The following is a 14245-nucleotide window of genomic DNA, read 5'->3' on the forward strand; positions in this document are numbered from 1 at the left end:
CTGATTTTCAGTGTGATGACTCTGAGTGGTGTATTACTCGCCTGTGCGCTGTTTCTCACTGATTCTGTTATCTAATCTCAATGCAAAATATGCAGTTTCTGAAGATAAGTTATTATTTGCTGAATTGTCTGCTGATGTAATTTCTCTCTTTCAACTGCCGGGGTTGCACAAATAAAGGCTTCTCCTTCTTCTGCCAAAATAGCCGCCGCCGCCGGTTTACATAGCGGTAGAAAATCAAAATGCCCACTATTGGTTAACATCACAGCGGTAATACCTGGCTGATTCAGTTGTTTTACCCATGTTGCACCGCCCAAATTCAGGGATTCATTCGGTGAAATAAAATAGTCAGCGTTGATCAGTAGCAGTGGAGCGCTCAAGTGAAGCAGGCTGCTTTTTTGATAAAAAGGAACCATCCCCGGATCTAGCGCAATCGCAAAACGCAGGCGTTTATCTGTATAATTTCCTTCAAATTTATCAGCAGATAACTGATCTAACTTCACGCCTGCACGGGTATAAAACTGACAATGAGGCTGGTCAGGTTGTTGCTGGCAGCTTGCAATAAAATGTGGGCGGGAAAGTGTAGCTCCTAATGCCGCGATAGCACTGTAGCCTCCTTTTGAATGGCCTATCACCCCGACGGCTTGCTCATCCAAGGCTAGCTTCCAGCGCGGGTCTGACAGTAATGCAGTGATGATGAAAGTGATATCTTCAGTTTGTAACCATAATTGAGCTGATTGCGCGGGGATTGAATCTCCGGTAGTACTGCCCGGATGATTGGCGGCGACCACCACCATACCTTGTTGCACCAGTTTATCCGCCAACCACGCCAGGCTGGTATTGTTGCCGCCACTGCCGTGACTAAGTACCACCAATGGGAATTTACCCTCAGCAAGGGGGGCGTCGGGTAAAACAGAGATGCTCTGAAAAACGGCAGTATCACTTAGCAATTGAGTTTCCCCTTGAACAGTTGTCGGGTAGTAAATGATGCTATCAAGTTGGCGATTGCGTTGGAGGTCATGGAATGAAATATGGGTTACTGCTGTCTGCCAGCTGTAACTCGTCAGTGGAAAAAACAGCAGAAAGCAGAGAGACAAAAGCGTAGTTTTCATGATGTAACATCCTGATCGATTGAGTTTTCCATGACGGTAGCGAGTCATGGATTCTGTTGCGACCTCGATCATGATCCAGTCCCTGATCCTGCTTGTTTTCAATCACCTGTCTATCTACACTGCAAAACAGCTATTCACGATATCTATTTGTTAAGGCAATGGTATGCCGCTGATCCCGGTCTCTTTTCTACTGTCTCTATTATGTTTTGGTCTGTTTTTTTATTTGATTAGAGCCCATCGGCAGGGCGTTTTTCTGCTGCTGCTATTGTTAGTTTGTGCATTACAAAGTGCTCTGATTGGGTTGCGGTATGGTTATCATCTGACTCTGTTTAATGGCTTACAACCGATAGTTGCCATGACTATTCCCCCACTGACCTATTTAGCTTTATTAAGCACTGCCAAAGGGAATGTGGGGATGGGGCAATGGTGGAAACATTGTCTGGCACCTATTGGCACCGTGTTTTGCGTATGGTTGGCACCACAGTGGCTTGATGCTGTCGTGATTATTAGCTATTTGCTATATGGCGCGGCAGTACTGTTTTACTTGCGCCCCGGTGAAGATCGCTTACAACAGGTTTCGTTAGAAAAAAGTTGGCTTAGCTATCGTTTATGGTTGCTGATGGCTCTTTTGCTCATGGGATCTGGGGTGGGCGACATCATTATCAGTGTGGACTATGCCTTTTTTGCCGGAAATCAAGCAGGGGTGATAGTCAGTATCAGTAATTTATTGATTACATTGGTAATGTGTTACACGTTGTTCACCAGCGCTCATCGTGCGGATCCTATCACCGAGGTATTAGTAAATGGTAAGCCGGAGAGCGAACCGCTGGATGAATTATTCTCGACTATCCTATCAGTCTTAAAACACAATAATCTGTATCTGGACAGCCAACTCAACTTATCTAAATTGGCACGTAAGGTTGGCGTACCTGCGCGAAAAGTGTCACAGGCGATTAATCAGCAAACTGGGCAAAATGTCTCACAATATGTTAATCAATTGCGGATTGAACAGGCTGCACAGTTATTGGCGATAACCGAGCAGCCGGTGATAGATATAATGTTGGAGGCAGGGTTTCAAACTAAATCTAACTTCAATCGCGAATTTATGCGGGTCAAGGGAGTGACTCCGTCACTATGGCGTGAGCATCAGCAGGCGCGAAATAATAAGTAAATAATATTTTATTATACATATTTGATTCAGCCTGAAAGCTGATCGGCGTATTGTGAGGACACGTTCTTTTTTGTTTGAGCCCAGTTTATGTCTGCTGATTCAGCCCCTGCGGTGGTGAATAGTGCGCCACTTAGCACTCGCCAAATCAATAAACGTATCCTCTCGATTGTTATTTTTACTTTCGTTTGTTACCTGACTATTGGTCTGCCGCTGGCGGTATTACCCAGTTTTGTACATAACCATTTGGGTTACAGTTCACTGTTGGCTGGTTTGGTTATCAGCGCCCAATATTTTGCCACTTTGATTAGTCGCCCACATGCCGGGCGATATGCTGATTTATTAGGGCCAAAAAAAGTCGTGTTATTCGGTTTGAGTTGCTGTGGTATTAGCGGGATATTCTGCGGTCTGGCTTTTTGGTCGGATAACCTGCCACTAATCAGTGTGTTAATGTTAGTGATTGGCCGTTTTTTTCTGGGAGTAGGCGAAAGTTTTGCCAGTACCGGATCGACCTTATGGGGCATGGGAGTTGTGGGATCTATCCATACGGCGCGGGTTATTTCCTGGAATGGTGTGGCAACTTATGGCGCGATGGCGATAGGAGCGCCACTTGGTGTTTATCTTAATCTGCATTGGGGATTAGCGGGTATCGCCTGGTTTATCTGTCTGGTCGTGCTGTTGGCGCTAGTATTAGCCAGCCGTAAAGCAGCTGTTTCGGTGGTAACGGGCAAGCGTATTGCCTTTCGAGCGGTGCTGGGGAAGATCTGGCTTTACGGTTTGGGGCTGGGTTTTGGTACCGTGGGGTTCGGGGTGATTGCCACCTTTATTACACTTTTCTATGCCGACAAAGGGTGGGATGGCGCCGCATTTTCCCTGACTTTGTTTAGCGTTGCATTTGTCGGCATCCGCTTGCTATTCAGCAACAGTATTAGCAGCCACGGTGGTTTGAAAGTGACGGCGGTTTCTTTTTTGATAGAAATCGTCGGTTTGTTGCTGATTTGGGGGGCGGGGGTACCCTGGATGGTTCAAGTCGGTGCATTTCTGGCCGGTGCCGGTTTTTCGCTGGTCTTTCCTGCCTTGGGCGTTGAGGCTGTTAAACAAGTGGAACCTCAGAATCAGGGTACCGCACTTGGCACCTATTCCGCATTTCTTGATTTGGGGCTGGGGATTACTGGCCCATTAGCGGGGGTAGCTATTGGCCAATTTGGCATACCGGCAATTTATCTGGGGGCCGCCTTGATAGTGGCCTTCGGGGTATTGCTCACCTTGCGGTTATTACAGCAACAACAGCGTCGGGACAATGCCGTTCGCTTTGATGGCGTATAGACTATTCCGAAATAGCCGCTCTGAGCCAATAAATACGTGGTTTCCCTTATTTATTACGTTAAGGTCGCTCAATAGTAGTCAAAAGAGGGGAAATAAATGTATTTACGGCCAGATGAAGTGGCTAGAGTCTTGGAGAATGCTGGTTTTGAGCGGGATTATACCGTTGATCAGGCTTACGGTTATCGAAAAGCGGAGCATTACATTTACGTCAACCGGGAAGCTCGGATGGGCAGGACTGCATTAGTTATCCACCCTGCGCAAAAAGATAAAAGTTTGTTGTTTGCCACCCCGACGGCAACACTTCGCATCAGTGACAAGTATTTGGAGTTTCCGCTTTATCTCGCGGGAGAAACAGAAGATCGCTACGGTATTGCTCACGGATTTAGCTCAAGAGAAATGCTATTGCGCTACCTGAACAGTATGTTTCCGTAAAGTTTGCCCACCTTTGTCGCTATTCATTTCGTCGCGCCGTAATGCCATTATTAATGCAATACGGCGTCAGTTTCCTGATTAAATTGCAGATTATAATTGCGGCGAAATTGCGCTAATTCAAAAGCATCCAGATCCAGTTCAGCAAAATAGAACAAAGCCGCTTCAGTATGTTCAGCGGTTAGCATGGGGGAGATGTGCGAACGAATGAGCGTATTTCGCCATTGCATCACATTTTCATCGGAAGGATCTTTGATAAAGGTTTGGTAGATAAAAACTAGATAAGCTGCCTTTCTGACATCTTCAGCATAGCCATTGCTGGTGGAGCGAATAAACATTTGTGTTTGACGCTGCCCCATCTCTTGCAGCATGGATTCAATATAAATCGGTTTTATCTTCAGTAAATTAGCCAGTGTATCCACGGCTTTGCGGGTATCTGACGTCAGTACACGATAACCCACAATGAAAACCACGATCAAAACAGCAATAATTATCCACGTCATGTAGTGTTTCTTTGCGCCATAAAAGGTGAAATTGACCACGTAAAATTATCAGGCTGCTCAGTCGCTGCTATCGATAAATCAACGAAGTGTTTACTGATTATCGCCACTAAAATTATCGCTGTTTTTCTGCTGATTATTCAGATGATGATTAAACGCAGCGGCATCTTTCGCCAATGCATCAAGGTGTGCGCCCAGCATTTTGATCTGTCTGACCAACGAGTGTTGCTCAGGCAATGTATTGGCTGTGTTGAGCTTTCTCAGCAGCATATCATTTTTAGCCCGCAATGCAGTTTCTCGCGCTTTTGACTGTTCCAGCTCATGTTGCAGCGCGTTATAACTTGCTTGCCATGTCTGATGTTGCTTCTCAAAAGTTGACTGCAATTCGCTCATTGCATTAAGAAACTTTACTTCAATCTCACGCATTATCATTGCTTTTCCTTTTATGACGGCTTCCGATTTTCAGTGGCAGTATAGCGAAATCTGAGCATAACCTCATCCGATAGAATGTGTCATTTATTACCAATGTAAGCCATATCAATGTTAGTTTTATCATAATTCGGTTTCATCATTCATTAATGTACGAAATAAATAAACCTTGCTAAAAATATCTCAGCATGCGTTAATAGCTTCATCGGTTTGTAGCACAGACCTATTTATGTAAGCCATTTAAGTAAAGCAGTTCCTAGTTAAAGCGATATTTTTAGACATCACTTCTCCGACGAATTTCCTTCTTTAGTGCCCCCATAAGTAACTCTTGATAAGCAGACCTCAATTGCCATCTATTGGCACAAAATAATGAAGGAAATATCCTATGTCTAATAAAATGACTGGTTTAGTTAAATGGTTTGATGCTGGTAAAGGTTTTGGTTTTATTTCTCCTGCAGACGGCAGCAAAGATGTATTCGTACATTTCTCTGCAATCCAGGGTAATGATTACAAAACTCTTGATGAAGGCCAGAACGTTGAGTTCAGCATCGAACAAGGCCAGAAAGGCCCTTCAGCTGTAAACGTAGTTGCACTGTAATATACACTGCGATAATTAGCGTTTCGCTGTAAATAAATCTGGTTTAGGCTTGATTTATTGTTGGTTAAATTATGGGTTGAAATAATTGCGATAGCGATGATGGCATTAGCCGGAGCACACAATCAAATCGCCAATAATATTATTTTTATTAAATTGTCTTTAATAAAATGACCAACAACCTCAAAACCTCGCTACGGCGGGGTTTTGTGTTTTATGCTGTCAGATATCATGCTCCATTTACCAAATTTTTTTCAGCTAATTATATTTAAACTGCTGCCGATATACCGCAGGTGTAACCCCCACTATTTGGCGAAATGCATTTCTAAAACCTTCAATCGTCTGAAATCCACAATACTCAGCAATTCCAGCAATATTAACTTGATCTTTTTCCAGTAGCGCCTTCGCTTTATGCATTCTCTCATGTTGAAGCCATGTTTTAGGTGTTTGGCCGGTTGCCGCGCAAAAATGTCGCAAAAAGGTTCTTTCACTGAGCGCCAATTCTGCAGCCATCTGGTTGATGGTCCAATTTTGGCCTAACTGCCCACGCACTCGATCCATCAGTTTTGCCATATTCCGGTGAGATGCTTTAGCAACCGGTGTAGGAATAAACTGCTGCTGCCCACCAATGCGTTGTGGGGCCATGACTAATCGTCGTGCCACCTGATTGGCGACTTGAGCACCAAAATCACGGGTTATCAAGTGCAAGCAGGCGTCTATTCCGGCGCTGCTACCTGCCGAGGTGATAATTTGCCCCTCATCGACATACAGCACATTCGCATCAACATGAATCTCGGGATAGCGTTGGGCCAAATAGTCGGTATAGCGCCAATGAGTGGTGGCGCTTTTGCCGCGCAATAAACCAGCCGCTGCCAGCACAAAAACACCGGAGCAGATAGAAATAATACGTGTGCCGCGTGCAATGGCTTGCAGCAATGCATCAATAAGCGCGGCCGAGGGTAGGGTGTCTGGACTGCGCCAGCCGGGAATAACAATAGTTTTAGCCTGTTCCAGTAAGGCCATTCCGGCATCCACGTGAATGTGTAGGCCACCATTAGCCGTAGAAATGTGTTCATCCACGGCAACCACTTGATGCTGATACCAAGGGAAATCAAATTCTGGGCGAGCCAGACCGAATATTTCCTGCGCAATACCAAACTCAAACAAGCACAGACCATCATAAGCTAAGGTGGCAACCAGACCTGGCTCTTGTCTCACACTATCGGTGGCTGAATGATTCATTGGCGCATCTCAGTGGTTTATTGTCATTTCTGCCACTGTAATCGGCTAGCACCATTTCATAAAGTGATGTTTCGGATTATTTAATGGAGAAATCATATGAGCAGTTTTGTTAGTCAGATTCCACCCGCATCTCCAGAGCGGGCCTTGCAGCACTTTTCTCAGCGTTTGGCATTTGAAACGGATTGTTCGGATGTTTACTCTAGCCAGGAACAAGGTTCAGTGGACTTTGTTTTGGTGGATGTGCGTAGTGAGGCTGCATTTGAGTCGGCACATGTGCCAGGAGCTATCAATATTCCCCATCGATTAATGACGGCTACTTTGTATTCTCATTATCCAATGGACACGCTATTTGTTATTTACTGCGCCGGGCCGCACTGTAATGGTGTTCATCGTGCAGCAGTCAATCTAAGCCAGCTTGGCTACGCGGTTAAAGAGATGATAGGAGGGGTGACAGGGTGGCGAGATGAGGGGCTACCTTTGGTGGGTTCCACGAATAAAAATGCAGATGTGATTCGGTGTGGTTGTTCTATTTGAGTCTAGCTTTATATCCCTCGGATTATTACCGCTATTATTCTTGGCATTTATAACGCGTTAGCTGGTAGAGTAATATACCAATTATACTTCAAGCTGCATGTGCGTTGGCTTCCTTCGTTAACCCCAGACACATACTTGTGTAGGCTTCTGGGGATTGACTCAATGGCCGCCTTCCTGCAACTCGAATTATTTAGGGTATAGCAGTTTTATTCATTGCAGGAATTCTATATGCGCTCTGTTTATCTGTGGGTGGTCGTGGTCGCCATTTGTGTCACCGCGTTCGTATCGCAGCTCAGTTTTTTCTTCATTCAACCGCAGGCGGCTGTTCGCGAGGGCAAAGTTTTGGTGCTCAAACGAACCCCTAAAATGGGTTTTATTGATAGTACTCGGGGTTATTGTCAGCGCGAGTATCCAACCGAAGACTCCACACACTGTGAATCAAGGATTCTTCCTCCGCTAATGGACAGTACTCGTGCTATTTATGAACTGCCTTTTAGTGATTATTTTTACGAAATGACGTACCAAACTCCCTAGTGAACTTCAGTCAAAGGCCTTGATTCTGGCGGATTGAAAGTTGATTAAGATTTTTAATATAAGTCACGATTAAATAGTTTCTCTATTTTAATATTTATAACATAAAGGAGTGGGTTGTGAATTGGACGGAGGTCTTGATATCTGCTGGTGTTGCTGCGGTTTTAGGTATTATCACTACAGGGTTACGTAACAGAAATAAATTGGGCAAACTAGGCGCTATTTTATGGGTTATTATCCCCATGATTGTTGGGAATGTTATTTATTACCATTACATTAATCTGAATGGACTCCAAGGCAATGATCGAGTGCAGATAGAGCGTTCATTTGAGGGATATCCTGTCTTCCAAACACTGAAACAGCAAGAGCCAGCCCTTTATACTCAGTTGATTGATGATTTCCTCAAATCAAAGAAAGAAGGACATTCTGAACAACAACTGATTGATGAAATGAAGCAGACTGTTTCAGGCTTAATCGTACAACGAATCCGGCATGCGCCCGATAAAGACGTTATCGATTATATGAATATTATCTTGGAGGAATTGCGTTATTATCAGGCCAATAATCGCAGCGAACATCTTTGTTTCAAGGCATTATTTCCACAAGTGAGTGGGGAAGTTAATGCTACAAAAGCTCTACCTAAAGAGCTGCAATTACGGGATTTGGACTCGATTAACCGCCTGTTTAGAGCCTCCTCTGGTGGGGTTATAAAACCGAAAAATCAAGATTATGAGAACAAGCTTAATGTTATTGTGACGCAAATGCAGCAGCAGTATGGAGATGATTTGCAGATGTTCTCAAACCCTGCCAGCCCTGATGTCGATCGTGAAAAGATCTGCGATATGTCTATTGATATGTACAGCCAAATATTGAAACTTCCCCCTGATGATGCAGGCGCTATTTTACGTTCAATGTTGGGTGGTGAATAAAAAACAGTCAATTTCAGATTGGTTATTAAAGACATCTCTATACTCAGTAATGTCTATCTAATCACTCCCTTCTCCCGCCTGTTATGGTAAGTTTCAATCAGCGGAGGTTGATCCTCTATTGGGGCTTACCTTATTATTAGCAATTCTTTCTGATTATTTTAAATAAATGATAATATCTTAAGGGATTAATATATCATTTATCAGTTTGAGTAAGTTCCCTTAACTAGTAAGTAGTCTAATTAATAGGTAAAACCTATTACTCATCTCTAAATAATAGGTGATTCTGTTGTTAATCCGCTCCCTTAATGATTATTTCTATCATTTTAATCTCTCTATCTTTTGTGGCTTTTATAGACGTAGATCAATTTTATTGATAAGGCATTTTATATCTACCTTGGTTTTTTTTGATTTTCCTCATTTAAACCTGAAATTTGTTACATAAATGCTTTAAATATCTAATAATTGGGTTGAAAATCAGTCATTAATGCTGAATAAGGTGCGTATTACCCATATTAATGTTTAGTGCTACGCTTAATTACTTGTTGAATCTTTGTCCAACAGGTAATACCTTATATTCGCTAGCTAATTTATCAAAGGATGATTCATGTCTAAACGTCTATGGCTCCGAAATACCTTGCTGACAGCCGCTCTATTAAGTGCTTTTTCTGTTCCAGTCAGTGCTGCAACGCCAAATCACACACTACAACTGGCTATTGGTGACGAACCAACCGAAGGTTTTGATCCCATGCTCGGTTGGAGTCATGGCAGTTATCTGCTGCTGCACAGCCCGTTACTCAAACAAAATGAAGATCTTAGCTGGAATGGTTTTTTACTAAGCGATTATAAAACCAGTGATGACGGCAAAACCTGGACTCTGACACTCAAACCAGACCTCAAATTCTCCGACGGCTCACCTCTGACCGCTAAAGATGTGGCTTTTACCTACAACAATGCGGCGGCTAGTGGCGGCAAGGTTGATATGGGTAACTTCGTCAGTGCAGAAGTAATTGATCCTCTTAATGTTCGCATTCAATTGAAAGCGCCACAAAGCACCTTTGTGAACGTATTGGGCTCACTTGGGATTGTTTCAGCCGATAAATACGATGCTAAAACCTATGCGCAAAAACCTATTGGTGCTGGCCCGTACCGCTTAGTGAGCTTCCAGCCGGGTCAACAAATGATTGTCGAAGCAAACCCTTATTATGCGGGTAACAAAAATGATTTCGACAAGCTCATTTTTGTATTCCTCGATGAGGATAGCGCTTTTGCCGCGGCCCAAAGTGGGCAGTTAGGGGTCGTTCGTATTCCCCCATCAATGGCGGTTGGTCCAATTAATAACATGAAGTTATGGGTCAGACCGAGTGTGGAAAACCGGGGTATTGTGTTCCCGACCACGCCTGCGGGTAAAAAGGATGCACAGGGTTACCCAATTGGTAATGATGTCACCGCCGATGTCGCGATTCGCCGAGCGATTAACTATGCCATTAATCGCCAATTGCTGGCAGACCAAATCATGGAAGGCCACGCTATCCCTGCTTACACTGGGGTGCAGGGGTTGCCATGGAATAATCCAGACTCAACCATCAAAGATGGTGATATTAAAAAAGCCAACCAGATATTGGAACAGGCTGGCTGGAAGCTGAACAGTGCGGGTGTTAGAGAGAAAAACGGTGTTCCGGCTAAAATCACACTTTGGTATGCCAGTGGCGATACCACTCGCCGCGACTTAGCGCAGGCAGTACGTTCCATGCTTAGACCTATCGGCATTGAGGTCGATTTAAAATCCGGCAGTTGGGAAACGGTAGAGCGTAATATGCACGCCAATCCTACTCTGTTTGGTTGGGGTAGCCTTGACCCGATGGAGTTGTATCACCACTACAGCAGCAAAGCGGCGGGTATTGAATATTATAATCCAGGCTACTATCAGAACCCGGTGGTGGATAAACATCTGCAACAAGCGCTGGATGCCAAAACCTGGGAACAAGCAGTGCCATTTTGGCAACAAGTGGATTGGGATGGAACAACAGGTGCCGGTATTCGTGGCGATGCAGCATGGGCCTGGTTACTGAATATCCAGCACACATATCTGGCCAATAATTGTGTCGATTTAGGTAAAGGTGCGCCGGAAATTCACGGTTCATGGTCACTGCTTAATAGCCTCGATAGCTGGAAATGGACTTGTCAGTAATGAAGGGTTTTTCATTATTTACCCTGCGTTTAGCTTGCCTGCTGCTGGTCACGGCAGTCGGTACCTTTACGCTACTGAGTTTCTCTCCGGTTGACCCAATACGCGCCTATATCGGCAGTGATCTGCTACATGTGCCACCGGAGCAGTATCCACTGATTGCCGCGCGTTGGGGGCTGGATCTACCATTGTGGCAGCGATTCCTGCATTGGTTTACCCAAGTATTACAAGGGGATTTCGGTTATTCGATGTTATATAACGCGCCGGTTTCACACGTTATCGGAGAGCGTTTTGCTACCTCGTTCGCCTTGCTTTTTTCGGCATGGCTATTCTCCGGCATTGTCGGATTATTACTAGGGCTAACGGCGGGGCGCTACCTTAACCGCTGGCCGGATCGTGTTATCTCAAGCCTATCCTACTTACTAGCCTCATTGCCGACTTTCTGGATTGGTCTATTACTGTTGTCATTATTTGCAGTGAAACTGAACTGGGCGCCGATTTGCTGTGCGTGGACTCCAGGGAGTAATGCAGAAGCAGCCAGCTGGGGTGATAAGCTGCATCATCTGATTTTGCCAATGCTAGCGCTAGGATTACTGGGTGTCGGTAATATTGCGCTGCATACCCGTGCCAGAGTGGCTGAAGTGATGAACAGTGAGTTTATTCGTTATGCCCAAGCGCAGGGGGATAAAGGGTGGTCATTGGTCAACTTCCATATTTTGCGCCATGCTATTACCCCCGCGTTGTGTCTGCAATTTGCATCGGTGGGAGAATTATTGGGTGGATCTTTATTAGCGGAAAAAGTCTTTGCTTACCCAGGGTTGGGACAGGCGACCATTGATGCCGGGTTACACGGTGATATCCCGTTATTGATGGGGATTGTGATGTTTTGCGCCATCTTGGTCTTTTGTGGTAACAGTATCGCTAATGCCCTGTTACACCGCTTGAATAGAGGGGCTGCGCGGCAATTATGACTTATAACCCAAACCGAGCTTTATTCCGGCTTTTTGTTTCCATCGCGCTATTAGCCACATTGGTTGTTTACGGGTGGGCAATATACCCCATTGAAATTCCGATGGATTTAATGGCCCGCCGCCAGCCACCGTCACCGGCTTATTGGTTTGGCACGGACAGTTTAGGGCGTGACCTGTGGCTGCGCTGTTTTCAGGGAATGACTACCAGCTTGCAAATTGGTTTGATTGCTGCCTTTGCCAGTGGCCTGTTGGCGATGCTCACCGCCAGCTTATGTTCAATAAATAAAACACTGGATTATCTGATCCGTGGATTGATTGACAGTATGCTGGCTTTACCGCATTTACTCTTATTAGTACTGATCTGCTTCACATTGGGGGGAGGGAAGCACGGCGTTATTTTGGCAGTGGCATTAACTCACTGGCCAAAACTTGCTTTGATTTTGCGCGCCGAGATCTTACGTATTCGTGAAACTGATTATGTGATGCTCTCACATCGCTTAGGTAACAGTAATTTTTACCGTTGGCGTCATCATCTGCTACCGTTATTACTACCACAATGGATCGTAGGTACGCTGCTGATGTTCCCTCATGCGGTGTTACACAGTGCGGCACTGAGCTTTTTAGGTTTTGGATTGTCTCCTCATGAGCCGTCATTGGGGATTTTATTGGCTGATGCCCTTCGTTATCTGAGCAGTGGAGCATGGTGGCTGGCCTTCTTCCCTGGCCTGATTTTGGTCGGGTTGGTGCTGATATTTGACCAGTTTGCCCGAGCACTGCAACAACTATGGGTGAGGATAGCCTGATGCTGAGATTTTCAAGGTTTGCCATTGATGTTGCCCATTATCGCTGGCTAGGTCGTAAAAGTTGGCATCCTTTGCTGAATAATATTTCTCTGGAAGTAAACCCAGGGGAATTGGTCGCCTTGGTCGGGGGGAGTGGCGAAGGGAAGAGCCTGTTGCTGCAAAGTGTATTGGGCTTGTTGCCGGAAAACATGCGTTGCCGTGGTGAGATTATTCTGGATGGCGAAGTTCTGGGCACCCAAGATAAAATTGAACGGCGCGGGAAAACCTTATGTTATGTCCCGCAAGGAGTTAGCGCCCTGAATCCTCTGATAAAAGTGGGGTCTCAGATGACCCGAGCAGCTCAACTCAGCGGGGTAAAACTCCGGCTGGAAGATGTCGCGCTGCAACTGCAAAGCTACAATCTTGCACCGGGGTTGGTCCATGACTTCCCTCGGCAACTCTCTGGCGGCATGGCAAAACGTGTGCTGACCAGTTGTGCAACCCTAACGAATGCTCGTTATATTTTGGCGGATGAAGTGACTTCATGGCTCGATGATGAGCATGCTTGCCAGTTACTGACCCATTTACGCGCTTTTTGTCAGCAAGGACGCGGTATTTTATGGGTTACTCATGACTTAGCCTTGGCGGCACGGTTTGCCGATAAAATTGCGGTATTACATAAAGGCGAATTGCATGAAACATTAAGCGCCGATGAGCTAAAAAATAATGGTGGCAGCCCATGGTTGCAATCACTTTGGGCGGCTTTACCTGAACAGCAATTTGTCAGTCAACGAATGTCGCCCACGGAGGTGGCGGAATATGTTTAGTGTCGATAATCTGACTATCGAGCAGGGCGGGAAACGGCTGTGGGATTCGGTCTCATTTGCGTTGACTCAGGCAGAGCGATTGGGTATTTCAGCGCCGAGTGGTTTTGGCAAAACGACTCTGGGGCGGGTATTAGCACAATGGCAGTCGGCCACCTCCGGGAAAATTTTAATCGATGGCGTACCACTGGCTAAAAAAGGTTATTGCCCAGTTCAATTAGTGCCACAACACCCTGAACAAAGTTTCAATCCTTATCGGACAACCGGCGAGAGTTTACATGATGCCTGGCGACCCGATGCACAATGGCTTGAACGAATGGCTGTAAACCCGGTTTGGCTAAAACGCCGGCCTGATGAATTATCTGGCGGGGAACTCGCGCGAATTGCCTTGCTGCGCGCTCTGGACCCACGGACGCGCTATTTAATTGCCGACGAAGTCACTGCACAACTGGATGCTCATATTCAGGCTCAAATTTGGCAAGTATTATTGGAAGAGTCAGAGCGCCGGCCATTGGGCTTAATTGTTTTCAGTCACAATAAAGCTTTATTGCAGAAGGTGTGCTCACGTATATGGATACCTGAAAGAGAAATTGAAAAGCCGCGTTATCCAAGAGCGGTAGTTAAATCTCATTTCGATTTAGCCATGATAAAGACAGGTTAGACATAGTAATAATTAATCTTAAATAAATGA

At 45.3% G+C, this 14245-nt stretch carries 16 protein-coding genes; 12 read left to right on the top strand and 4 right to left on the bottom strand.

Going from position 1 to position 14245, the window contains the following annotated elements; translation table 11 throughout:
• Window positions 1-77 precede the first annotated feature (77 nt).
• Window positions 78-1181 carry an alpha/beta hydrolase family protein gene (locus ACF3VQ_RS04850; protein ID WP_392433627.1) on the bottom strand — a complete coding sequence of 368 codons (1104 nt, stop codon included), beginning with the start codon at window positions 1179-1181 and terminating at the stop codon, window positions 78-80.
• Between the two features lie 91 nt (window positions 1182-1272).
• On the opposite strand from ACF3VQ_RS04850, the gene ACF3VQ_RS04855 reads away from it, so the two are divergent.
• The 3 genes from ACF3VQ_RS04855 (at window position 1273) to ACF3VQ_RS04865 (ending at window position 4035) form a co-directional block, all read left to right on the top strand.
• Window positions 1273-2280 (top strand): helix-turn-helix domain-containing protein, encoded by a 1008-nt coding sequence (locus ACF3VQ_RS04855; protein WP_392433628.1) that lies wholly within the window; start codon window positions 1273-1275, stop codon window positions 2278-2280.
• An 87-nt stretch (window positions 2281-2367) separates the two neighbouring features.
• Window positions 2368-3603: an MFS transporter gene (locus ACF3VQ_RS04860; protein WP_392433629.1), complete on the top strand. Its 1236-nt coding sequence runs from the start codon at window positions 2368-2370 to the stop codon at window positions 3601-3603.
• A gap of 96 nt (window positions 3604-3699) precedes the next feature.
• Window positions 3700-4035, top strand: a complete 336-nt coding sequence (locus ACF3VQ_RS04865; protein WP_392433630.1) for a DUF2002 family protein — start codon at window positions 3700-3702, stop codon at window positions 4033-4035.
• 50 nt (window positions 4036-4085) lie between these two features.
• Here the strand turns inward: ACF3VQ_RS04865 and ACF3VQ_RS04870 are convergent, their stop codons facing one another.
• Both ACF3VQ_RS04870 and ACF3VQ_RS04875 read right to left on the bottom strand, forming a co-directional pair.
• The gene (locus ACF3VQ_RS04870) at window positions 4086-4535 is read right to left on the bottom strand and encodes a DUF1198 domain-containing protein (protein WP_392433631.1); all 450 of its coding nucleotides are present in this window, start codon (window positions 4533-4535) and stop codon (window positions 4086-4088) included.
• A gap of 90 nt (window positions 4536-4625) precedes the next feature.
• Window positions 4626-4964: an MbeD/MobD family mobilization/exclusion protein gene (locus ACF3VQ_RS04875; protein WP_392433632.1), complete on the bottom strand. Its 339-nt coding sequence runs from the start codon at window positions 4962-4964 to the stop codon at window positions 4626-4628.
• A 382-nt stretch (window positions 4965-5346) separates the two neighbouring features.
• On the opposite strand from ACF3VQ_RS04875, the gene cspA reads away from it, so the two are divergent.
• The gene (cspA, locus tag ACF3VQ_RS04880) at window positions 5347-5559 is read left to right on the top strand and encodes an RNA chaperone/antiterminator CspA (RefSeq protein ID WP_002212220.1); all 213 of its coding nucleotides are present in this window, start codon (window positions 5347-5349) and stop codon (window positions 5557-5559) included.
• 255 nt (window positions 5560-5814) lie between these two features.
• Here the strand turns inward: cspA and ftrA are convergent, their stop codons facing one another.
• Window positions 5815-6798 carry a transcriptional regulator FtrA gene (gene ftrA, locus ACF3VQ_RS04885; protein WP_392433633.1) on the bottom strand — a complete coding sequence of 328 codons (984 nt, stop codon included), beginning with the start codon at window positions 6796-6798 and terminating at the stop codon, window positions 5815-5817.
• A gap of 96 nt (window positions 6799-6894) precedes the next feature.
• Here ftrA and ACF3VQ_RS04890 point away from each other — a divergent pair, with 96 nt between their 5' ends.
• From ACF3VQ_RS04890 to ACF3VQ_RS04925, 8 genes are all read left to right on the top strand, one after another.
• Entirely contained in the window at window positions 6895-7332 is a 438-nt protein-coding gene (locus ACF3VQ_RS04890) for a rhodanese-like domain-containing protein (protein ID WP_392433634.1), read from the top strand.
• A gap of 228 nt (window positions 7333-7560) precedes the next feature.
• The gene (locus tag ACF3VQ_RS04895; protein WP_392433635.1) at window positions 7561-7866 is read left to right on the top strand and encodes a DNA-directed RNA polymerase subunit beta; all 306 of its coding nucleotides are present in this window, start codon (window positions 7561-7563) and stop codon (window positions 7864-7866) included.
• A gap of 116 nt (window positions 7867-7982) precedes the next feature.
• Entirely contained in the window at window positions 7983-8792 is an 810-nt protein-coding gene (locus ACF3VQ_RS04900; RefSeq protein WP_392433636.1) for a DNA gyrase, read from the top strand.
• A 604-nt stretch (window positions 8793-9396) separates the two neighbouring features.
• Window positions 9397-10980, top strand: coding sequence for an ABC transporter substrate-binding protein (locus tag ACF3VQ_RS04905; protein WP_392433637.1), 1584 nt, complete (start codon window positions 9397-9399; stop codon window positions 10978-10980).
• Window positions 10980-11948 carry an ABC transporter permease gene (locus ACF3VQ_RS04910; protein ID WP_392435447.1) on the top strand — a complete coding sequence of 323 codons (969 nt, stop codon included), beginning with the start codon at window positions 10980-10982 and terminating at the stop codon, window positions 11946-11948. The genes ACF3VQ_RS04905 and ACF3VQ_RS04910 overlap by 1 nt, the downstream gene beginning before the upstream one ends.
• Window positions 11945-12751: an ABC transporter permease gene (locus tag ACF3VQ_RS04915; RefSeq protein WP_392433638.1), complete on the top strand. Its 807-nt coding sequence runs from the start codon at window positions 11945-11947 to the stop codon at window positions 12749-12751. The genes ACF3VQ_RS04910 and ACF3VQ_RS04915 overlap by 4 nt, the downstream gene beginning before the upstream one ends.
• Window positions 12751-13557, top strand: a complete 807-nt coding sequence (locus ACF3VQ_RS04920) for an ATP-binding cassette domain-containing protein (protein WP_392433639.1) — start codon at window positions 12751-12753, stop codon at window positions 13555-13557. Before ACF3VQ_RS04915 ends, ACF3VQ_RS04920 begins: the two co-directional genes overlap by 1 nt.
• Window positions 13550-14215 carry an ATP-binding cassette domain-containing protein gene (locus tag ACF3VQ_RS04925; RefSeq protein WP_392433640.1) on the top strand — a complete coding sequence of 222 codons (666 nt, stop codon included), beginning with the start codon at window positions 13550-13552 and terminating at the stop codon, window positions 14213-14215. The genes ACF3VQ_RS04920 and ACF3VQ_RS04925 overlap by 8 nt, the downstream gene beginning before the upstream one ends.
• The last annotated feature ends 30 nt before the right edge of the window (window positions 14216-14245 follow it).

The sequence above is a fragment of the Yersinia fenwicki genome (assembly GCF_043099325.1).
Classification (GTDB): Bacteria; Pseudomonadota; Gammaproteobacteria; order Enterobacterales; family Enterobacteriaceae; genus Yersinia.